The sequence below is a fragment of the Haloflavibacter putidus genome (genome assembly GCF_006546625.1).
GTDB lineage: Bacteria > Bacteroidota > Bacteroidia > Flavobacteriales > Flavobacteriaceae > Mesonia > Mesonia putida.
Map to the genome: position 1 here is coordinate 1 of NZ_VIAR01000053.1, position 281 is coordinate 281.

A 281-nucleotide genomic window follows, 5' to 3' on the forward strand; every position below is an offset into this window, starting at 1 on the left:
TTGCGCAATATAAAATGCATATAAAAAATGCAGTCTCATAGCTCAGCTGGTTAGAGCGCTACACTGATAATGTAGAGGTCGGCAGTTCGAGTCTGCCTGAGACTACGAAGTGATTAAAAATTTAGGATTGGAAGATTTTAAGTTTTTAACTAAACAAGTTCATTACAAATTGAAAGGAAATTCTAGAAGTTGAGTAGTAGTTGTATCTAACTACTAACTACTATGTACTAACTACTAGTATATGGGGGATTAGCTCAGCTGGCTAGAGCGCCTGCCTTGCA

At 37.4% G+C, this 281-nt stretch carries 1 tRNA gene; it reads left to right on the forward strand.

The features are described from left to right. The first annotated feature begins 31 nt into the window (after positions 1-31). Positions 32-105, forward strand: a tRNA-Ile gene (locus FKR84_RS13255). The last annotated feature ends 176 nt before the right edge of the window (positions 106-281 follow it).